A 20,649-nucleotide genomic window follows, 5' to 3' on the forward strand; every position below is an offset into this window, starting at 1 on the left:
CGCCCGTTGCATGAAGACCCAGTCAGACCCGAGCTCCAGCTCGACAATCAGAACAGGAAAGGGAAATCATGTCGCATGCGTTGCCCGAGCGGTTGCTGCCCGGCTCGCCGTATCCGCTCGGCGCGAACTGGGATGGGCTGGGTGTCAACTTCGCGGTGTTCTCGGCCAATGCGCAGAAAATCGAGCTATGCCTGTTCGATTCAACCGGCCGCAAGGAGATTCGCCGCTTCACCATGCCCGAATGCACCGACGAGATCTGGCACGGCTATCTGCCGAACGCGCATCCGGGCACCGCGTACGGCTTTCGCGCGCATGGGCCGTATCAGCCGCATTTCGGGCATCGTTTCAATCCGCACAAGCTGCTGCTCGACCCGTATGCGCGCAAGCTCGTCGGGCAGTTTCGCTGGTCCGACGCGCTGTTCGGCTATCGCGTGCATTCGAATCGCGCGGACCTTTCGATCGACCGGCGCGATTCCGCGCCCGCGATGCCCAAGTGCGTCGTGATCGACGAGGCGTTCGACTCGTCGCACGACAGGCGGCCCGACGTGCCGTGGGGCGAGACCGTGATCTACGAAACGCACTTGCGCGGCGCGTCGATGCTGCGCTCCGATCTGCGCCAGCATGAACGCGGCACGTTCGCGGCGCTCGCGTCGCCGGAGTTCATCGAGCATTTGCTGAAGCTCGGCGTGACCGCGGTCGAGCTGCTGCCCGTGCACGCGTTTCTGAACGACCGCTTCCTCGTGGAGCGCGGCCTGCGCAATTACTGGGGCTACAACACGGCGGCGTTCTTCGCGCCGGAGCCGACCTATCTGAGCACGCACCGGCTCGACGAAATGCGCATCGCCGTGCGCCAGCTGCACGCGGCCGGCATCGAGGTGATTCTCGACGTGGTCTACAACCACACTTGCGAAAGCAATGAGATGGGCCCGACCATTTCATGGCGCGGCCTCGACAATGCCAGCTATTACCGGCTGATTCCCGGCGACGAGCGTCACCATATCAACGACACGGGCTGCGGCAACACGGTCAATCTGCCGCATCCGCGCGTTCTGCAGATGGTGATGGATTCACTGCGCTACTGGTCGACCGCGTTCAATATCGACGGCTTCCGTTTCGATCTCGGCGTGACGCTCGGGCGCGAAAGCCACGGCTTCGATCCGGGCTCGGGCCTGTTCGACGCGTTGCGCCAGGACCCGGTGCTATCGCAACGCAAGCTGATTTCCGAGCCATGGGATCTCGGCCCTGGCGGCTATCAGCTCGGCAATCATCCGCCGGGATTCAGCGAATGGAACGACCGTTTCCGTGACACGGTGCGACGTTTCTGGCGTGGCGATGCCGGCCTGCGGCCCGACCTCGCCGCGCGCCTGACCGGGTCGGCCGATCTGTTCAACCGGCGGCATCGCAAGCCGTGGGCGTCGATCAACTTCGTCACGTCGCATGACGGCTTCACCTTGGCCGATGTGACCGCGTACGAGCAGAAGCACAACGAAGCCAACCTGGAAGACAACAACGACGGCCACAACGAGAATTGCAGCCGCAATTGGGGTCTCGAAGGCGCGACCGACGACCCCGCGATCCTCGCGACCCGCCGTCGGGTGTCGCGCTCGCTGATCGCGACACTGATGATCGCGCTCGGCACGCCGATGCTGCTGGCCGGCGACGAAGCGCTGCGCACGCAGCGCGGCAACAACAATGCGTACTGTCAGGATAACGACCTATCCTGGATCGACTGGGACCTCGCGGATTCGCCGGAAGGTCAGCGCATGACCGAGTTCGTCGCGCGCGTGATCGGGTTGCGCAAGCGCCATCCGCTGCTACGTGAAACGCGCTTTCTGTTCGGCGACCGCGAAGTGCTCCCCGGCCTGTTCGACGTCGGCTGGTTCGACGAACACGGCGATCCGCTGACGATCGAAGCTTGGCAGGACCCGGAGGGACGCGCGTTCACGTTGCGTCGCGCGGGTCCGGGCCTGAATGGCGAAACCGAAGTATTGTTACTGATGCTCAACGCTCACGAGGAACCGCTGCAGTTCGCGCCTCCCGCGCCGCACCTGGAATGGCATGTGCTGTTAGACACGGCCGATCCGGAACGCGCGCCGCAGCGGCTCGCGACGGCCGAACTCGAGGTCGCCGCGCACGGCCTCGTGATACTCGCCGCGCAACCGACCGGTGAAGCGGATTGGCAAGCCGGCTGGGTGGCTGGCGCGCAGCACGGGCCGCGGCTGTTGACCGCGCTGCCGCCCGATCCGGGCGCGCAGACCGCAAACGACGATGGTTCGCAATGAACGATGCACTGCGGCGACCTGGTTCGAGCGTGGATAAATCGCACCGCAGCCGGGGTGGCAAGAATGTTGCGTCGCAATGCCTGCTTGCGTTGCGTCGCATTGCCGTCCAGGCTCGTTAGCAGATTCGAATGGTGAAGACATGTCTGAAAGTCCGATTGATCCTCACACGCATCATCACGCGCACTGCCTGCCGTTCAGCGCGCAGTTGATCGGCGCGAGCGGCCCGCGACCGCGCACGCGGTTCCGTTTTTGGGCACCGTCGTGCAACAGCGTGCAGGTGGTCGTCGAAAACGGCCCCGCGCAAGGCGCGCACGACATGGCTCCGACCGGCAACGGCTGGTTCGAGACCACCGTCGAGAGCGGCGCGGGCACGCTGTATCGGTTCCAGCTCGACGACGGGCAGGCGGTGCCCGATCCGGCCTCGCGGTTCCAGCCGCGGGACGTGCACGGCCCGAGCGAGGTCATCGATCCGCGCGCCTACCATTGGGAACACACCGAATGGCACGGCCGGCCCTGGGAAGAAACGGTGCTGTACGAATTGCACGTCGGTGCGATGGGCGGGTATGCGGGCGTGCAAAAGCGCCTGCCCGAGCTCGCCGCGCTCGGCGTCACCGCCATCGAACTGATGCCGTTGAACGACTTTCCCGGTCGTCGCAACTGGGGTTACGACGGCGTGTTGCCGTACGCGCCCGACTCCGCATACGGCCGCCCCGAAGAACTGAAGGCGCTGATCGACGCCGCGCATGGTGTGGGCCTGATGGTGTTTCTCGACGTCGTCTACAACCACTTCGGACCGGACGGCAACTATCTGCATACATACGCGGAGCCGTTTTTCCGCGCAGGCGTGAACACGCCGTGGGGCCCCGCGATCGACTTCGAGCGCAGCGAAGTCAGCGACTTCTTCACCGACAACGCCGTCTACTGGATCAACGAGTACCGCTTCGACGGACTGCGCTTCGATGCGGCGCATGCGATCGACAATCCCGGGTGGCTGCGCGAGCTGTCGGACCATATCCGCGCGCGCGTGCAGCAGGGCCGTCAGGTGCATCTGGTGGTCGAAAACGAGCACAACAGCGCGAGCCTGCTCGACGCGCATTTCGACGCGCAATGGAACGACGACGCGCACAACACGCTGCACGTGCTGCTGACCGGCGAAACCGAAGGCTATTACCACGCGTATGCCAACGAACCGATTCGCCGGCTCGCGCGAGTGCTGGCCGAAGGCTTCGCGTATCAGGGCGAGCCGTCGCCGCTGCACGATGGTGCGCCGCGTGGCGAAGCGAGCGCGCATCTGCCGCCGACGTCGTTCGTGATGTTTTTGCAGAACCACGATCAGATCGGCAACCGTGCGTTCGGCGAACGTCTGCGCAAGCTGACCTCGGATGACGCGCTGCGCGCCGCGACCGCGTTGCTGTTGCTGTCGCCGCAAATTCCGCTGCTGTTCATGGACGAGGAGCATGGTTCGACGCAACCGTTCCTGTTTTTCACCGATTACACCGGCGATCTCGCCGACGCCGTGCGCGAAGGGCGACGCCGTGAATTCGCGCGCTTTGCCGCGTTCAGCGATGAGAAACGCCGCGCGCAGATCCCCGATCCGAACGATGCCCAGACCTTCGCCGCCTCGTCGCCACCCGCGCCCGATGTACAGCCGACGCCGGATCGGCTCGACTGGATGCATTACTACAAGTCCGCGCTCGCGGTGCGCGCGAAGCTGATCACGCCGCGCCTGAAACATACGAAGGCGTGCGGCGCGACCGTGCTGCGCGATGCCGGCGGCGGCGACGCGAACGCGCTGATCGCGCGCTGGAATCTCGGCGATGGTGAGACGCTGTCGATCGCGCTGAATCTGTCGCAGCAGAACGTCGCGTTCGACGCCATCCCCGACGGCAAGATCATTTTCGAAACACCGCCGCGCGCGCGCGAACAGGCCGACGCGCGGGTGTTGCCCGCGCATGCGTGCATCGCGTGGCTGACCGGCGACATCAACGAATTCGCGAGCCGCCACGATGCGCGCATCGCATCGCACGAGGAGCAGCGCGCGTGACGACCCGACGCCCCAACGACAGGCTTGCCGCGCTCGCCACCCGCGCAGGCTTCGAGGTGGAGTGGCAGGACGCGCACCATCATACGCAGCACGTGCCGGAGAAGACTCTTGGCACGCTGCTCGAACGCATGGGTCTGCCGTGCGGCAACGCCACGGATATCCGCCACAGCGCCGCTGCTCTGGAGGCCGAACTATCGGGCCGTAGGCTGCCGCCGCTGATGACCGCGGTGATCGGGCGTGGCATCGCGCTGCCCGCGGCCGCGGTCAGGTCGGGCAGCCATTACCGGATCGAGCTGGAGAGCGGCTCGATCATCGACGGCCGCTTCACCGCGCCGAAAGGCGAGGAAGCGCTGCTCGCGCCGATCGACGAAACCGGCTATCACACGCTCGTGATCAACGACCAGCGCATGACGCTCGCGGTCGCGCCGCCGCGCTGCTACACCGTCGCCGACGCATGGCGCACGCTGCACGGCGGCGGCGGCGACGGAGAAGGCGAACGCGAAGCCGCGCCGCCTACGCCGCCGCTGTGGGGCATCGCCGCGCAACTGTATGGCTTGCGCCGCACCGGCGACGGCGGCATCGGCGATTACACGGCGCTCGCGCAGCTTGCGCGGCACGGCGCGCAGCGCGGCGCGCACGCGCTCGCCGTCAGTCCGACCCACGCGATGTTCAGCGCGCAGCCCGAGCGCTTCAGCCCGTACGCGCCGTCGTCGCGTTTATGGCTCAACGTCACGCATATCGATCCGGCCGCGGTGTTCGGCGCGGATGCGTCCGCGTCCGCATCGGCGCAGGCCGGCAACGCGTGGTCCAAATATGAAGAGCTGCCGCTGATCGATTGGCCGCACGCGACCCCGCTGAAGCTCACGGTTTTGCGCGCGCTGTACGAGCAGTTCAGCGCCAACGAGCGCCCGCAGCACTCGCCGCGGGCGCTCGAATTTCACGGCTTCTGCGAACGCGCGGGGCGCGCGCTCGAAGATCATGCGCGCTTCGAAGCGCTGCAGGCCGCGCAGCTCGCGCAAGGCGGCGACGGCCATTGGCGCAACTGGCCCGATGCGTTGCGCGACCCACGCAGCCCCGAAGTCGAGGCGTTCGCCGCCGCGCATCGCGACGAGGTCGACTTTCATCTGTTCCTGCAGTGGCTGGCATCGCGCGGCCTGTTGCACGCTCAGCACACCGCGCGCGAAGCCGGCATGGCGGTCGGCCTGATCGCCGATCTCGCGGTGGGTTGCGACAGCGCCGGCAGTCATGCATGGTCCTATCCCGACGACATGCTGCAGGGCGTGTCGGTCGGCGCGCCGCCCGATCTCTTCAACCAGGCCGGCCAGTCGTGGGGACTCACGACCTTTTCGCCGCGCGCGATGCGCACACAAGGCTTCGCCGCGTTCATCGACATGCTGCGCGCGGCGTTCGCGCATGCCGGCGGCATCCGCATCGATCACATCCTCGGCTTGCGGCGTCTGTGGCTCGTGCCCGAAGGCGAAAGCGCGCGCAATGGCGCATATCTGCGCTATCCGCTCGAAGACCTGCTGCGGCTGATCGCGCTCGAATCGTGGCGGCATCGCTCGATCGTGATCGGCGAGGACCTCGGCACCGTGCCGTCCGGGTTTCGGGAGCGGCTCGACGAGCACGGCATCGAGGGGATTCGCGTGCTGTGGTTCGAAGGCGCCCCCGACGGCAACGGCTTCAAGGCGCCGGCCGATTGGGACCGCTACGCGGTCGGCACGACGACCACGCACGATCTGCCGACCGTCGCCGGCTGGTGGCGCGGCAGCGACATCATGTGGCGCAACCGCATCGGCCAGACGATGGCGCGCGCCGACGGGCGCGATCCCGAGGAAGCGGCGCTCGAAGAGCGCGCGCAGCAGCGCACCGACTTGTGGCGCGCGTTCCAGCAAGCGGGCGTGGCCGCGCCCGATGTCGCGCCGCCGGACGCCGACAACGCGCCGGTCGACGAAGCGCTCGCATTCGTCGCCGCGACACCCGGGCCGCTCGTCACGTTTCCGCTCGAAGACCTGCTCGCGCTCGACGAGCAGCCGAACCTGCCGGGCTCGATCGACGAACATCCGAACTGGCGCCGCCGCATGACGCTGCCCGTCGACGCGATGTTCGACGACCCCGTGTTCACCGACCGCCTGCTGGCCGTCGACGGCGCGCGCCGCGCCGCCGCGCGTTCATCCAACACTTCCGCGGAGCCTGACACGCCATGACCGTTCCACGCTCCACACTGCGCCTCCAGTTCCATCGAGGCTTCACGTTCGACGACGCCGCGCGGCACATCGACTACTTCGCCGCGCTCGGCATCAGCCACCTGTACGCGTCGCCGATCACGACGGCCGAGCCCGGCTCGATGCACGGCTACGACACCGTCGACTACACCGAGGTCAGTGCCGAATACGGCGGCGAGTCGGGCCTGAAGCACCTCGTCGACAAGCTGCGCGCGCACGACATGGGGCTCATCGTCGACATGGTGCCGAATCATATGGGCGTCGGCGGGTCGAGCAACGCGTGGTGGCTCGACATCCTCGAATGGGGCCGCCACAGCGCGTATGCGCGTCATTTCGACGTCGACTGGCATTCGCCCGATCCCGCGCTGCGCGGCAAGGTGCTGCTGCCGACGCTCGGCGCGTCGTACGGCGAAGAACTGGCGGCGGGCCGCATCGGGCTGCATTTCGCGGCCGACAGCGGACGCTTTCATATCGGCTACGGTCCGCACGTGTTCCCGATCTGCCCGGTCGATTACGCGGCGATCCTGCAAGGCGCCGACCGCGCCGATCTGAGCGCGCTCGCGAATCGCTTTCAGGGGCTCACCACGCAGCCCGCCGACCAACCACGCGCCGCCGAGGCGCGTGACGCGCTGCGCGAGTTCGTCGCGCGCGAAGGCGAGTCGGCGATCGAGTTCGTGCTGGAGACTTACGCGCCTGAGGATCCGGTCACGCGCGACCGGCTGCATCGGCTGCTCGAGCGGCAGCATTTCCGGCTCGCGTGGTGGCGCACCGCCTCCGACGAAGTGAACTGGCGGCGCTTCTTCGACATCTCGACGCTCGCCGGCGTGCGCGTCGAGCGGCCCGAGGTGTTCGAGGCGGTGCACGCGCTGATCTTTCGCCTCTATCGCGAAGGGCTCGTCGACGGCTTGCGGATCGATCACATCGACGGGCTCGCCGAGCCGCGCGAATACTGCCAGCGTTTGCGCCAACGGCTCAGCGAGTTGCGCGACACCGCGCCGTATGTGGTGGTGGAGAAGATTCTCGGCCGTGGCGAGCCGTTGCGCGACGACTGGCCCGTCGACGGCACGACGGGCTACGACTTCATGAACGACGTCGGCGCGCTGCTGCACGATCCGGCCGGCGCGGACCCGCTCGCCGGTACGTGGGCCGAGCTCACCGGCCGCAGCGCGCGCTTCGCCGATGAAGCGCACGCGGCGCGGCGCAAGATTCTCGCGGAAAACTTCTCGGCGGAACTGGACCGCGCGGCGCGCGCGCTGCATCGGATCGCACGCGATTCGCTGAGCACGCGCGACTTCACGTACCCGGCGCTGCGCCGCGCGCTGACCGAACTGGTCGTGCATTTCCCCGTGTACCGCATGTATCCGCTGGGCGGACTGCGCAGCGCCGCCGACAACGTCTATTTCGAGGAGGCGCTCGCGGGCGCGCGCGCTTCGCTGCCGCGCTCGGACCATGCGGCGCTCGAGCGCGTGAATGCGTGGCTCGGCGGCAGCGCCGAAGAGGCCCCGCCCGCGCGGCCCGGCGCGCAGTCGCAGCAGCAGGCGCAAGGCGGCGGAGCGCCGCCGCATGCGGGCTCGTCCCGGCGCAGCGCGCAAACACTGTTTTCGCAGCTGACCGCGCCGGTCGCCGCCAAGGCGATCGAGGACACCGCGTGCTATCGCTACGGCCGTCTGCTGTCGCGCAACGAAGTCGGCTCGGACCCGGGCGAGTTCGCGCTGTCGGTGGAGCAGTTTCATGCGGGCAATCTCGAGCGCGCGCAACGTTTTCCTCATGCGATGCTTGCGACCGCCACGCACGATCACAAGCGCGGTGAAGATGTGCGCGCGCGGCTCGCGGTGCTCAGCGAGATCGCCGACGAATGGGGCGCGACGTTGCGTGCATGGTCGACGTTGAACGCGCCGCAGCGTCGAGCGCTCGACGGCACGCCGATCAACAGCGTGAGCCAGGACAAGAGCGACGCATGGGCTCCCGGCCCCGCCGCCGAGGCGATGCTGTATCAAACGCTGGTGGGCTGCTGGCCGCCGCCGCTGCGCGCCGACGACGAAGCCGGCGTCAAGGAGCTGGCCGAGCGCGTCGCGCAATGGCAGTTGAAGGCGCTGCGCGAGGCGAAGCTGCAAACCAGCTGGCTTGCGCCCGACGAAGCCTACGAAGCCGGCTGCCGCGAATTCCTGTTCGGTATCCTTGCGCCGCAGCGGCGCGACGCCTTTCTGAAGGAGCTGTCGGCGTTCGTCGAGCGCATTGGTCGCGCGGGCGCGCTCAACAGCCTGCAGCAGACGGTGTTGCGCGTCGCGTCGCCTGGGATCCCTGATCTTTATCAAGGCACCGAGCTGTGGGACTTCAGCCTCGTCGATCCGGACAATCGGCGGCCCGTCGATTTCGCGAAACGCGAGGCGTGGCTGCCACAGACGCAAACGCCGCCGTCGGAATTTCTGGCGGACTGGCGCGACGGGCGCGTAAAGCTCGCGGTGATCCAGCGCGTGCTGGCGTTGCGCGCGCATCTGCCGGAGCTACTGAGTCAGGGCGCGTATCTGCCGCTCACGGTGCGCGGCGCGCATGCGTCGAGTGTGATCGCGTTCGCGCGGCGGCATGGCAATGCGTGGGCCGTGGTGATTGCCAGCCGGTTGGCCGCGCGACTGCTTGGCGATGATGCTGGTCTGCCGCTCGTCGAGCCGGCGCAATGGGCGGATACGGCCATCGAAATGCCGCCCGATCTGTCGGCGCGTGCGCTGTTCGATTGGCTGAGCCCCGCCGCGCCGAAAGTCGACGATCACGGGCTGCTGTATCTGCGCGACGCGCTCGCCGCGATGCCGGTCGCGGTGTTGGTGGAGGATGGGGTGCCTCGAAGCTGAGGCGGCTAAAAAGGGTTGAGGCTTCGGGTTGGCTCGGCCCTCAACCGCCCTCGTCGTCGAACAGCTTCGGATACACCCGCACGAGCACGATGCGCGGTCCCTTCATCTTCTTGACCACGACGTCGAAGTCTTCGAACTCGACGCGCTGCCCTTCGCTCGGCAGATCGTTGAGCGCCTGGATCACGAGCCCGCCCACCGATTCGGCCTTGCCTTCATCGATGTCGATACCCAGTGCGCGTTCGAGCGACACCACCGGCAAGCTGCCCTTGCCCATCAGCGTGCCGTCGTCCATGCGGGTCCAGTCGGCGTCGCCCTGGCGGAATTCATCGTGGATCTGCCCGACCAGCGCGCCGAGCAGGTTGTCGAGCGTCAGGAAGCCGATCGGTTTCGCGTTCTTGTGGCCGACCAGCGCGAAGTGCGGCGCGCCCTTGCGAAAGCGCCGGAACAGTTCGAGCGCCGGCATGTCCGGCTTCACGTACTGCACGGGGCGGACGTAGCGCGACAGGTCGTCGAGCGTGCTGCCCGCCTGGCGCGCGAGCAGCAGGTCCTTCAGATGGATCATGCCGGCCACGCGTTCGCCGGATGCATCCTCGAACAGCGGATAGCGGCTGAAGCGGTGCCGCGCGACCACCTGCATGTTGTCTCGCAACGGCAGATCGCGCCGCAGGCACACCATTTCATGCGACGGCCGCATCAGGTCCGATACGGTCATTCGCGAGAAGTCGAGCGAGTGCGCGATCGTGTTCCATTCGTCCTGGCTGTACGCGCCGGTCGACGCACCGAGTTCGCTCGCGACGTTCGCGCGGCGGCCGCGCAGGATCAGCTTGAGTTCCTCGGTCGAGTAATGCGAGTCGTGACCCTGGTCGGTATCGAGCCCCGCGGCCTTCAGCACCGCGTTCGCGCTCGTGTTGAGCAGCCAGATGGCCGGGTACATGGCCCAGTAGAAACCGTACAGCGGCGTCGCGGCCCACAGCGAAATTTTCTCCGCCTCGCGAATCGCGAGCGACTTCGGCGCGAGTTCGCCGACCACGATATGCAGGAACGAAATACACGAAAACGCGAAGAACAGTGAAATGCCATGCATCAGCTTCTCGGACTCGACGCCGATCACGGTGAAAAGCGGCATCAGCAGTTGCGCGAACGCCGGTTCGCCGATCCAGCCGAGGCCGAGCGACGCGAGCGTGATGCCGAGCTGACACGCCGACAGATACGCGTCGAGCTGTCCGTGCACCTTCGCGAGCAGACGTCCGCGCATGCCATGCTGGGTGGCAAGGCTTTGCACGCGGGTCTGCCGCAGTTTGACCAGACCGAATTCGGCGGCGACGAAAAAGCCGTTGAGTGCAACCAGAAACATTGCACCGATAAGAGCGACAACCTGGATCAAAGCGACGGGCTCCGGCAACAAAAGTTGTCAGTATAGGCGCTGAAAGCTCGATGAATTCTTGATTGTGCGCCAACGCATTCGCGCGCGACGCTCATTTCGGCGCCGCCGCGCTGAACGGCACGCGCAGCACGAGCGTGGCGGGGGTCGCGGTGACGCCGTCCGCTTCCGTCGTATCGCTTTGCTCGAAGCTTCCGCCGTGCGCCTCCGCGACGCGTTTGCACAACGCGAACACCCACGCGATGCGCTTCGCCTCGCGCGGTTCGCCCGCCTGCTTGCGCGCGAACGCTTCGAGCACATGCGGCAGCGCGGCGTCGTTCAACGCGGCCTCGTTCGGCTCGTACGCGACGCTCGCATGCCATGTGCCGTTGTCCGCGCGCGCGGCCAGTGCGACCTCGGTGCCCCGCGCGCTCGCTTCGACGGCGAACGTCAGCATCAGCCACACCGCGGCGGCGAGCCGAGCGCGGTCGCCGTTCAGTTGCTCGGTGGCGATCTGCGAGTCGAGCCGCACTTCGACGCCGCGCGCGCGGGCGAGGCCGGCGCGGACTTCCTCGACGGTTTCGTCGAGTAGCGGATGCAGCGGAAAGGGTTCATACGTGAGCGCGAGCGATTTCGTTTCGGCGCGCGTCGCATCGACGATCGTCTCGAGCAGCTTCACCTGCTGATCGACGCCGCTGCGAATGCCGGTGATCGCGCGCTGCGAATTGGGATCGTTCGCGTCGAGCTTGCGCTCGAGCACGTACGCCCAGCTATGAATCGCATTCAACGGACCGCGCAGGTCGTGCGACACCTGCGACAGCACGTGATCGCGCATGAACAACGCGGTTTCCGCGCGCAGCAGCGCGCTGCGTTCGGTGATGACGAAGCCGGCCGACGCCGGCTGGGCGCCAGCAGTCCCGTTGGGTGACGTAGGCACGATCGAGTCCTCTCAGGCAATGCTGGATGATGGGGGGGAAGCCTCATTATAGGCATCCCGTTCGGACCGGCCAGTCGAGGCCGAATCGCAACGCGGGATGCAATCCGCATGCCATGCGCGGAACCGGACCCGACTCCGCGATCGACGTCAACGCGCCTACAATGTCGGTTTTACGTTTTGATCTGAGGAGCAACGCATGTCGACTGTGACGACCGAATCCGGCCTGAAGTACGAAGATCTCGTGGAAGGCACCGGCGCCGAAGCCGTGGCCGGCAAGACCGTGACCGTGCATTACACGGGCTGGCTGACCGACGGCCAGAAGTTCGATTCGAGCAAGGACCGCAATGACCCGTTCGCGTTCGTGCTGGACGGCGGCATGGTCATCAAGGGCTGGGACGAAGGCGTGCAAGGCATGAAGGTCGGCGGCAAGCGCAAGCTGACCATTCCGCCGCAACTCGGCTACGGCGTGCGCGGCGCGGGCGGGGTGATTCCGCCGAACGCGACGCTCGTGTTCGAAGTCGAACTGCTCGAAGTCTGAGTCACGTCTGAGTATTGTCGTGAGCCACGCCGCCGTCGCCGCCCCCAACGTTTCGCTGCGCTGCTATGGCGCGATCGAAGCGTCGGACGTGCACGACTTCCACCAGGTCGTGCTGGGGCTCGACGGCGCAATGGTGATGGCGGTTGACGGCGTCGCCGAGCAGATCGACGCCGGCTCCGCATGGCTGATCCCGGCCGGCGCGCGGCACGATTATGCGGGTGTCGGCACCAACCGGCAGCTCGTGCTCGATTTGCCTGCGGCGTCGCTGGCGGTGCCCGAGCGGTTGTTCGAGCGCGCGCGCGCCGTGGCCGTTGATCCGTCGCTCGCACAGCTCGTGCGCGCGATTGCCGCGCATGCTGCGGGCGGCGTGGGCGAAGCGCAAGATAATGCCTTCGGTCACCGTCGCTTTCATTGGGATGCTGCGGCACGCCTGGGCGCCGCGCTTGTCGCCGATTCCGGGGCGCTTGCCGGTGTGCAGAGCGAAGGCGTTCGTCTCGATTTCGCGCGCATCGACCGCTGGCTGCGCGCGCATCTGTCCGAGCCGCTGAAGATCGCGGACCTCGCCGCGCACTGCGGTTTCGGCATGCGGCGTTTTCATCAACTGTTTATCGATGCGTTCGGCGAGACGCCGCATCGCTATTTGCAGCGGCTGCGGCTCGACACGTCGATCACGCTGCTTGCGGACGCGCGTCTTTCGTTGACCGATATCGCGCTCGAGATCGGCTTCGGCGATCAGAGCGCTTACACGCACGCGTTCACGCGGCGTTTCGGGCTGGCGCCCGGGCAGTGGCGCGCGTTGCGGCACTGAGCGCGGCGGAGGTGGCGCGGACAGATCCGCACGGATATCGCCCGCGTTTTCAAGCCCCACCGCAAGCCGGATCAGACCTTCGCTGATGCCCGCCGCCGCGCGCGTTTCGGGCGTAATGCGGCCGTGCGTGGTCGTCGCCGGATGCGTGATCGTCGTACGCGTGTCGCCCAGGTTGCCGGTGATCGAGCAGACTTTCGTGCCGTCGATCACGCGCCATGCGTTCATACGCATCTGCTCGGGCGTGTCGCCCTTCAATTCGAACGATACGATCGCGCCGCCCAACTTCTGCTGACGCATCGCGAGCGCGTGCTGAGGATGCGATTCGAGCCAGCGCGCGATTTCGAGCGCATTCGCCGACTGCTTCTCGACGCGCAGCGACAACGTTTCCATGCCTTTCAACAGTACCCACACGTTGAACGCGGACAGCGTCGGCCCGGCGCTGCGTACGAACGGAAACACCTTTTCCATGATGATGCAGGCCTCGCCGCCTTCGAGCGCAGCCAGACGCTCCTGGAACATCGACACGGTCGGGTTCGAGAAGCGCGAGTACGTGAAATAGTCCTCTGAGTTCCTGAAGCGTTCGGCGGCGTCCGCGGCGCTCGCGGCGCTCGCGGCGCTCGCAAACACGAAGCTCGATGTCAGGAAGATCGCTTCCGAGTGCTCGTTGACATCGCTGCGCACGGTGCCCGAGCGAACGGCCAGCGTGTCGAAGTCAAAGTTGTGGAAGTCGTCCATGTTGGTTCTGGTCTCCAGGTTTCCGTGGCTGCTTCCGTGGCTAAACGAGGCAGCAACAAAAAAACCCGCTTTTGCGTCGGCATAAGCGGGCTTCATGTACGGGGAGGCTGGAGCCAAGGCGGACGACTGTCGCGTTCCGCCCTTCGCTTTAGCTGTTTCGGGTTGCCCCGCGTCCGCAAGCTGAGATCAAATCGACGCAAGCCAACATGTTAATGCGCTCGGGGCGCGGTGTGTACGCTCAACCCACCGACAGTTGCAGATGCAGCTGCGAACGCGCCGGGCCGCCACCGTCGATCGCTTCGCTCGCGGCATCGCGATCCGATTGCGACGACGGCGCGAGACGCGCGCTTTCGATGCGGTCGAGGTATTCGGTCGTGATGTCGCCGGTCACGTAGTTGCCGTCGAAGCACGAAGCCTCGAACTCCTTCAGCGCCGGATTGATATCGCGCACCGCCTGCTTCAGCGCATCGACGTCCTGATACACGAGGTGATCCGCGCCGATCATGCGCGCAACTTCCTCGTCCGAGCGGCCGTGCGCGACCAGTTCGCCGCGCGTCGGCATATCGATGCCGTAGACGTTCGGGAATTTCACCGGCGGCGCCGCCGACGCGAAAATCACCTTGTTCGCGCCCGCATCGCGCGCCATCTGCACGATTTCATGCGACGTCGTGCCGCGCACGATCGAGTCGTCGACGATCAGCACGTTCTTGCCCTTGAACTCGATGTTCATCGCGTTCAGCTTCTGGCGCACCGACTTCTTGCGCACCGCCTGCCCCGGCATGATGAAGGTACGGCCTACATAGCGGTTCTTGAAGAAGCCCTCGCGATACTCGACGCCGAGCTTCTTCGCAACCTGCATCGCGGCCGGGCGCGACGAATCGGGAATCGGCATCACCACGTCGATTGCGACGTCGGGCAGCTCGCGCCTGATCTTCTCGGCGAGGTAGTCGCCCATGCGCAGACGCACGTTGTAGACCGGCACGCCGTCGAGCACCGAATCCGGACGCGCCAGATACACGAGTTCGAAGATGCAGGGGTTCAGGCTCGTGGTCGTCGCGCATTGCTGCGAATGCAGCTGGCCTTCGGCGTCGATGAAAATCGCCTCGCCCGGCTGCACGTCGCGCACGAATTCGAAACCGACACCTTCGATCGCCACCGATTCCGACGCCAGCATCCACTCGACGCCGTCAGCCGTTTCCCGTTTGCCGAGGCACAGCGGACGGATGCCGAACGGGTCGCGGAGACCAAGCAGGCCGTAGCCAGCGATCAACGCGACGATCGCATACGAGCCGCGCACCCGCCGATGCACGCCCGACACCGCCTTGAACAGCGCGGCCGGATCGAGCTGCAGACCCGAGCTCGACAGTTGCAGCTCGTGCGCGAGCACGTTGAGCAGCACTTCAGTATCGGAATTGGTGTTCACGTGGCGGCGATCGATGCGGAACATCTCATCTTTCAGTTGCTGCCAGTTGGTGAGGTTGCCGTTATGCGCGAGGATGATGCCGAACGGCGCGTTCACGTAGAACGGCTGCGCTTCTTCTTCGCTCGACGCCGAACCGGCGGTCGGGTAACGGACCTGGCCGATGCCCGTCGTGCCCGGCAGGCTGCGCATGTTGCGCGTGCGGAACACGTCGCGCACCATGCCGTTGGCCTTGTGCATGTGGAAATTGCTGCCGTTCGCCGTCGCGATGCCGGCGGCGTCCTGACCGCGATGCTGCAGAAGCAGCAGGCTGTCATAGATCAGCTGGTTGACCGGGGAATGGGAAACTACGCCTACGATGCCGCACATGGCATGTCCTTCAAAGGTACGAAATTCGTGATGGCGACCGGTGCCTGCGACCGCGCCCGCGCTTTCATGCGACGGCACGCGCTACGACGTCAAGGCAGCCGGTATGCGCCGGAGTCCTGTTGCGCATTGCTCGGGGCGCCCGAATCGTCCACATGGACGTAAGCGGCGAGCGCCTCGGGGAGCAGCGGTTTCATTGCGCGTACGCCCGCAACCGCATACGGACGAAGCAGCGCGTTGCGCCAGAATTCCTCTTTGGGCAGTTTGGTCAAGCCTGCGAGGGCGACCAGAATCAGCACCAGAACGACCCCACGCACGAGGCCGAACATCAAACCGAGCGAGCGGTCCGCACCACCCAGTCCCGTGACCTGCACGAGGCGGCTGAGCAGCGCGCTCACCACGCTCGTGACCAGCACTACGCCGATCACCACGAGCGAAAAAGCCAGCAGCCACTGCGTCAACGCGCCGCCTGGCCAAGTAGACGGGATATACGGGACCACGTAGCCCACGAACTCGCAAGCGATGAAAAACGCCGCGACCCAGCCGATCAAACCAAACACCTCCGACAGCAAACCGCGCCAGGCGCCTCGCAGCGCCGACAAACCAATCACCGCCATTACAGCGTAGTCGAAGGCAGTGAACATCGCTCGCTTACTGTGCTCTGCCGCCGTTCGAGCCCGACACGAGGCCCGCCTCGCGGACCTTCGCGACAGCGGCGGTGGCCGCGGCGCGGTCGGCGAACGGGCCTGCACGCAGCAATGTCAGCGTCGAGCCGTCGGCTTGCTTCCTATGTTCCGTATATGTGGGCACGCCTGCCGCTTTCAACTTCGCGGCCCAATTGCGCGCGTTCGCTTCGTTCGAGAAGGCGCCGAGCTGCACCGCGAAACGGTTGCCCGGCGGCGAGGCCGGCGTGCCGGAGTTCGCGTCGGCGCTGGCGGTGGCCGTGTTCGCTTCGTCGTCGGCCGACGCCGACGGTGTGGTGGCGGGTGCCTTCGTCTGTTTGGCGGGGACAGCAGGCGCGGTGTTGGCTGCGAGCGATTGCGTTTGCGGCTTCGCGGCGGGCTTCGGCGTCGCGGCGGTAACAGCGCCAGTTGCGGCGGAGGGGGTCGCGCCTTGTTTCGCTGCGGTCGATTGCGTCGATTTGGCGGCGGAGGCCGAGGCTGCCGCCGTGGTCGCCGCGCTCGTCGCCGGCGCGAGGCCGGACGCAGCCACGCCCGTGTCGGCGGCCGGCGGATTGTCCAGCGCGACGCCGCCCTGCACGTCTTCGTTGGCGGTGGATCTGGAGAGCTTCGGCGCGGGCCGGTTCGGAATGTCGATCGAGATGTCGTCGGTGACGGGCTTGGGGTGCGAGTCCAACACCATCGGCAGGATGATCACCGCCGCGACAACCAGTGCGATTGCGCCGACGAGCCGGCGGCGCGCGCGCTGCTTTTCCGGCAGCGTGGGGTCGAGCAGCATTGCATCTGCAGCGACGGTGCGCTCGGTGCGGCGGGTGCGCCGCTCGACGCGTTCACCCCGGGTGGCCCGATTGGAACTGGTGTTTGCGCCGCGCCGGCTGGGCGCGTCGTCTTTCTTGCCGAACGAGAAAATTCCCATGAATCGCTTGGTTCGAGCCTGGTGCCCGCTCAGTGTTGCTGCGATTTCCGGTAGGCCATCACACCCGCTACCGTATAGAAACTGCCGAAAACGACGATTCTATCATTCTCTGACGCACGTTTTAGCGCGTCCTGGAAAGCCTGCGCCGGCGTCGCATAACGCATGACGCTGCTGTCGGCGCCGTCTTCCACACCCAGCTCGCGCAACACGGTTTCCAGCTCTTGCGCGGACGCGGCGCGCGGGGTCGGCAGGTCGGTCACGCACCAGTGATCGATCTCGCCTTTCAGATGACTTAGCACGCCGGCGATGTCCTTGTCGCGCATCGCGCCGAACACCACATATGTGTACGGGAAAAAGCCCATGTTGCCGAGGTTCTGCCCGAGCACCGCGGCGGCATGCGGATTGTGGCCGACGTCGAGCACGATGGACGGCTTGCCCGGCAGTACCTGGAAACGGCCCGGAAGATCCACGTTGGCGATGCCGAGCCGGATGTCCTGCGCGGACACCGGCAGACGGTCGCGCAAAGCTTCGAGCCCGGCCAGCGCCGCCGACGTGTTGATCAGCTGATTCGCGCCGCGCAGCGATGGATACGCGAGCGCCGAGCGCCGCAGCGTCGGGCCGACATAGCTCCACTGCTGTCGCTCGCTGCCGGCCTGGCCTTCGTAACGGAAATCGCGGCCGAACAACCACAATTGCGCCCCGATCTTTTCCGCGTGATCGATCAACGATTGCGGCGGCACCGGGTCCGCGCAAATCGCGGGCTTGCCGGGACGGAAGATACCGGCTTTTTCGAACGCGATTTTTTCGCGCGTGTCGCCGAGATAGTCGGTGTGGTCAATATCGATGCTCGTGATGATCGCGCAGTCGGTGTCGAGGATATTGACCGCGTCGAGACGGCCACCGAGGCCAACTTCGAAAATCACCGCGTCGAGGCCGCGCGACGCGAACAGGCTCATGATCGCTAGCGTCGTGAATTCGAAGTAGGTCAGCGTGACCGGTTTGGCCAGGCTCTGGCGCGCGGCCTCGACGGCTTCGAAGTGCGGCAGCAGATCTGCGTCGCTTGCCATTGCCCCATTGATGCGCGCGCGCTCGTTGAACGACAGCAGATGCGGCGACGTGTGGCAGCCGACCGTATAGCCCGCGCGCAGCAGGATCGCTTCGAGAATCGCGCAGGTCGAGCCTTTGCCGTTCGTGCCGCCGACCGTGATGATCGGGCACGCAAACGATAGCTGCATCGCATCACGCACCTGGGAGACGCGGCCCAAACCCATGTCGATGCCGACCGGATGCGCGGATTCAAGGTGCGTGAGCCACGCGTCGAGAGTGGGGAATGTCGTCATCGGGTGAATCTTGAGTGAGTCGCGGTAGTTCGGTTCTGCAGTGCTGCGAAGGGTGCTGGTCAGGCGGTTGCGGTCGAGGGTCGAGGGTCGCCAGTCATGGGCGTAGGCCGTTGCGCGGTTTATGCGCACAAACCCGCGCCTTGAACCGCGCCAGCTTCGGCTTCGACCGCTGCCGCATCGCAGGCGACGGTAATTATCCTGGAAATGACAGCGCGCCGCTTGATTGCTCACGCGGCGCGCTATTTTTTTGATTGCTTCTCTGGCTCCGCCGCGTCTTCGACAGCGCGGCGAAAGAGCGGCAAATGCGGTGCTGCCCGGCTTTTACGCGACCGCGTCCGCCGGCTGATGGCTCAACAGCGCCAGCAATTGCGCGATCTCTTCGCGCAGCTTGCGACGATCGACGATCATGTCGATCGCGCCCTTTTGCAGCAGAAACTCGGCGCGTTGGAAGCCTTCCGGCAGTTTCTCGCGCACGGTCTGTTCGATCACGCGCGGACCAGCAAAGCCGATCAGCGCCTTCGGTTCGGCGATCACGACGTCGCCGAGGAATGCGAAACTCGCGGACACGCCGCCCATCGTCGGGTCGGTCAGCACCGAGATGAATGGCAGCCTGGCTTCCGCCAGCTTCGTGAGCATCGCGGTGGTCTTTGCCATCTGCATCAACGACAGCAAGCTTTCCTGCATCCGCGCGCCGCCCGAAGCGGTGAAGCAGATGAACGGCACTTTCTGTTCGAGCGCGTTCTGCGCGCCGCGCGCGAAACGCTCGCCGACCACCGAACCCATCGAGCCGCCCATAAACGAGAACTCGAAGTTCGCCACGACGACCGGCAGCGTGTGAATCGCGCCGCCCATCACGACCATTGCGTCGGTCTCGTCGGTTTCGTCCATCGCCTCTTTAATGCGCTCAGGGTACTTGCGGCTATCTTTGAACTTCAGCGCGTCGACCGGAACGATTTCCTGGCCGATTTCGTAGCGGCCTTCCGGATCGAGCAGGCTGTCGAGCCGCTCACGTGCGCCGATGCGCATGTGATGGTCGCACTTGGGGCAAACATGCAGATTGGCCTCGACGTCGTTGCGATACAGCACGGCTTCGCACGACGGGCACTTGATCCACAGGCCTTCCGGAATTCCCTTGCGGTTTTTCGGGTCGGTTTGTTTGATTTTCGGCGGCAGCAGCTTATCGAGCCAGCTCATAGGGAATCCTTCTGGGTCAGCAGTCGCGCGAACGGCGGGACGAGCCCGCCGCTCACGTTACCGCGACAAAAAATAACTGTTATCGGGCAGTCGCAACGCTATCGAGCGCCTCGCGCACCTCGGCAACGAAACGCGTGAGGGTCTCGGCAGCGGCGTCGGGCGCCGCCTGTTCGAGCAATTGAACGATACGGCTGCCGATCACGACGGCATCGGCCACCTCGCCCACCGCACGCGCCGTTTGCGCGTCGCGAATGCCGAAACCGACGCCCACCGGCAGGGGGACGCGCGACTTGATGGCCGGGATTTTACTCGCGATGCTGGAAACGTCCAGATTTGCGGCACCGGTGACCCCTTTCAGCGACACATAGTAGACGTAGCCGCTAGCGATGCGGCCGACTTCGGCGATACGTTCGTCGGTTGAAGTCGGCGCGAGCAAAAAGATCGGATCGATCCCGGCAGATTGCATCTGTTCCGCGAAGTTTGCGCACTCTTCAGGCGGATAGTCGACCACCAGCACGCCATCGACACCGGCTTCCTTCGCGGCTTTCGCGAAGGCCTCGGCGCCCATTCGCTCGATCGGATTCGCATAGCCCATCAGCACGACCGGGGTTTTGTCGTCGGCTTCGCGGAAGCGTTTGACGTCTGCCAGCACATGGCGTAGCGACACGCCCTTCGCGAGCGCGCGTTCAGACGACTGCTGAATGACAGGACCGTCTGCCATTGGGTCGGAAAACGGCACGCCTAGTTCGATCACATCGGCGCCGCCGGCGGCGAGGGCGTGCATGAACTCGACCGTGCGAGCCGGGTCCGGGTCGCCAGCGGTCATGAACGGGATCAAGCCTTTCTTACCTTGGGCGGACAGCGCGGCAAACATGTTCTTGATACGGGACATGGAAGTACTCTCGAATTAGGGCTATTGCGCGCCCATTGCCGCGCGCTTTTCAGCGAACTTAGCGGC

General features: G+C 65.8%; 14 protein-coding genes and 1 pseudogene. 6 read left to right on the forward strand and 9 right to left on the reverse strand.

The window, feature by feature from the left end; genetic code table 11:
• The first annotated feature begins 68 nt into the window (after nt 1-68).
• The 4 genes from glgX to treY all read left to right on the forward strand — a co-directional run bounded on the left by glgX (nt 69) and on the right by treY (nt 9,397).
• Nucleotides 69-2,282 (forward strand): glycogen debranching protein GlgX, encoded by a 2,214-nt coding sequence (gene glgX / locus F6X37_RS17420; protein ID WP_187612191.1) that lies wholly within the window; start codon nt 69-71, stop codon nt 2,280-2,282.
• A 139-nt stretch (nt 2,283-2,421) separates the two neighbouring features.
• Complete coding sequence (gene treZ / locus F6X37_RS17425) at nt 2,422-4,326, forward strand: malto-oligosyltrehalose trehalohydrolase (RefSeq protein WP_187612192.1); 1,905 nt, start codon at nt 2,422-2,424, stop codon at nt 4,324-4,326.
• Complete coding sequence (gene malQ, locus F6X37_RS17430; protein WP_187612193.1) at nt 4,323-6,533, forward strand: 4-alpha-glucanotransferase; 2,211 nt, start codon at nt 4,323-4,325, stop codon at nt 6,531-6,533. Before treZ ends, malQ begins: the two co-directional genes overlap by 4 nt.
• On the forward strand, nt 6,530-9,397 hold the full coding sequence (gene treY, locus F6X37_RS17435; RefSeq protein WP_187612194.1) for a malto-oligosyltrehalose synthase: 2,868 nt from the start codon (nt 6,530-6,532) through the stop codon (nt 9,395-9,397). The genes malQ and treY overlap by 4 nt, the downstream gene beginning before the upstream one ends.
• A 40-nt stretch (nt 9,398-9,437) precedes the next feature.
• Here treY and F6X37_RS17440 read toward each other — a convergent pair whose 3' ends face one another.
• The gene (locus F6X37_RS17440; RefSeq protein WP_187612195.1) at nt 9,438-10,781 is read right to left on the reverse strand and encodes a hemolysin family protein; all 1,344 of its coding nucleotides are present in this window, start codon (nt 10,779-10,781) and stop codon (nt 9,438-9,440) included.
• 91 nt (nt 10,782-10,872) lie between these two features.
• Entirely contained in the window at nt 10,873-11,694 is an 822-nt protein-coding gene (locus F6X37_RS17445; protein WP_187612196.1) for a sensor histidine kinase, read from the reverse strand.
• 196 nt (nt 11,695-11,890) lie between these two features.
• Here F6X37_RS17445 and F6X37_RS17450 point away from each other — a divergent pair, with 196 nt between their 5' ends.
• Entirely contained in the window at nt 11,891-12,232 is a 342-nt protein-coding gene (locus F6X37_RS17450) for an FKBP-type peptidyl-prolyl cis-trans isomerase (RefSeq protein ID WP_090808322.1), read from the forward strand.
• A 19-nt stretch (nt 12,233-12,251) separates the two neighbouring features.
• Nucleotides 12,252-13,040, forward strand: a complete 789-nt coding sequence (locus F6X37_RS17455) for a helix-turn-helix domain-containing protein (protein ID WP_187612210.1) — start codon at nt 12,252-12,254, stop codon at nt 13,038-13,040.
• Nucleotides 13,041-13,058: 18 nt separating this feature from the next.
• Here the strand turns inward: F6X37_RS17455 and F6X37_RS17460 are convergent.
• The 7 genes and pseudogenes from F6X37_RS17460 to trpA all read right to left on the reverse strand — a co-directional run.
• Nucleotides 13,059-13,775: pseudogene (locus F6X37_RS17460) on the reverse strand (PLP-dependent transferase); the annotation flags it as partial.
• A gap of 238 nt (nt 13,776-14,013) precedes the next feature.
• Nucleotides 14,014-15,564 (reverse strand): amidophosphoribosyltransferase, encoded by a 1,551-nt coding sequence (purF, locus tag F6X37_RS17465; protein ID WP_090810350.1) that lies wholly within the window; start codon nt 15,562-15,564, stop codon nt 14,014-14,016.
• Nucleotides 15,565-15,653: 89 nt separating this feature from the next.
• Nucleotides 15,654-16,205, reverse strand: coding sequence for a CvpA family protein (locus tag F6X37_RS17470; protein WP_184057541.1), 552 nt, complete (start codon nt 16,203-16,205; stop codon nt 15,654-15,656).
• Nucleotides 16,206-16,212: 7 nt separating this feature from the next.
• Entirely contained in the window at nt 16,213-17,157 is a 945-nt protein-coding gene (locus tag F6X37_RS17475) for an SPOR domain-containing protein (protein WP_187612197.1), read from the reverse strand.
• A gap of 29 nt (nt 17,158-17,186) precedes the next feature.
• Entirely contained in the window at nt 17,187-18,497 is a 1,311-nt protein-coding gene (gene folC / locus F6X37_RS17480) for a bifunctional tetrahydrofolate synthase/dihydrofolate synthase (RefSeq protein ID WP_187612198.1), read from the reverse strand.
• A 321-nt stretch (nt 18,498-18,818) separates the two neighbouring features.
• On the reverse strand, nt 18,819-19,691 hold the full coding sequence (gene accD, locus F6X37_RS17485) for an acetyl-CoA carboxylase, carboxyltransferase subunit beta (protein ID WP_090808311.1): 873 nt from the start codon (nt 19,689-19,691) through the stop codon (nt 18,819-18,821).
• 79 nt (nt 19,692-19,770) lie between these two features.
• Nucleotides 19,771-20,583 (reverse strand): tryptophan synthase subunit alpha, encoded by an 813-nt coding sequence (gene trpA / locus F6X37_RS17490; protein WP_187612199.1) that lies wholly within the window; start codon nt 20,581-20,583, stop codon nt 19,771-19,773.
• Nucleotides 20,584-20,649: the final 66 nt, after the last annotated feature.

This window comes from Paraburkholderia sp. 31.1, from assembly GCF_014397645.1.
Taxonomy (GTDB): Bacteria; Pseudomonadota; Gammaproteobacteria; order Burkholderiales; family Burkholderiaceae; genus Paraburkholderia; species Paraburkholderia tuberum.

Coding starts and splice junctions, on each gene's coding strand:
- treZ (WP_187612192.1), top strand. CDS start 2,422: ATGTCTGAAAGTCCGATTGATCCTCACACGCATCATCACGCGCACTGC.
- F6X37_RS17470 (WP_184057541.1), bottom strand. CDS start 16,205: ATGTTCACTGCCTTCGACTACGCTGTAATGGCGGTGATTGGTTTGTCG.
- accD (WP_090808311.1), bottom strand. CDS start 19,691: ATGAGCTGGCTCGATAAGCTGCTGCCGCCGAAAATCAAACAAACCGAC.
- folC (WP_187612198.1), bottom strand. CDS start 18,497: ATGACGACATTCCCCACTCTCGACGCGTGGCTCACGCACCTTGAATCC.
- purF (WP_090810350.1), bottom strand. CDS start 15,564: ATGTGCGGCATCGTAGGCGTAGTTTCCCATTCCCCGGTCAACCAGCTG.
- trpA (WP_187612199.1), bottom strand. CDS start 20,583: ATGTCCCGTATCAAGAACATGTTTGCCGCGCTGTCCGCCCAAGGTAAG.
- glgX (WP_187612191.1), top strand. CDS start 69: ATGTCGCATGCGTTGCCCGAGCGGTTGCTGCCCGGCTCGCCGTATCCG.
- F6X37_RS17475 (WP_187612197.1), bottom strand. CDS start 17,157: ATGGGAATTTTCTCGTTCGGCAAGAAAGACGACGCGCCCAGCCGGCGC.
- F6X37_RS17450 (WP_090808322.1), top strand. CDS start 11,891: ATGTCGACTGTGACGACCGAATCCGGCCTGAAGTACGAAGATCTCGTG.
- treY (WP_187612194.1), top strand. CDS start 6,530: ATGACCGTTCCACGCTCCACACTGCGCCTCCAGTTCCATCGAGGCTTC.